Here is a 381-nt window from a genome sequence, read left to right as displayed (position 1 = left end):
TACTGACTAGTTTTTATGCTCTTATTAGCATATAACGATTTTGTCGGGTGTGATCACGCCATACAAAACCCTTATAGGGAAAAGTGTGATCAACGGACTTGTTACCGTGTTTGTTAGCACCCGGCGCCCTTAAGGCTGTCAATAACAAACATTTAAATAACAAGGTATTATTATGAACAATACAGTAAAAAACACCCCCGTTATCTCTAACATTTCAAATGAAACCGCATCTGTTAATAAACAAGAGCCTGCTAAAAAATATAAACTTACAAATGAAACCCGCGTTGTTAAGGGTGTGACTTTACACCGCATTAAAGCTTTAAGAGATTTTGATGATGTTAAAGCTGGTCAACTTGGTGGCTATATTGAAAGTGAAGATAA

The 381-nt window shown here is 36.2% G+C and carries 1 pseudogene; it reads left to right on the top strand.

Annotated elements, in window-relative coordinates:
- Window positions 1-172: 172 nt before the first annotated feature.
- Window positions 173-381 (top strand): annotated as a pseudogene (locus BN338_RS09810) (hypothetical protein); the annotation flags it as partial.

This window comes from Bartonella queenslandensis AUST/NH15, from assembly GCF_000312585.1.
Classification (GTDB): domain Bacteria; phylum Pseudomonadota; class Alphaproteobacteria; order Rhizobiales; family Rhizobiaceae; genus Bartonella; species Bartonella queenslandensis_A.
Note: the sequence above shows the minus strand (reverse complement) of the source record. Positions and strands in the feature narration are given on the sequence as shown.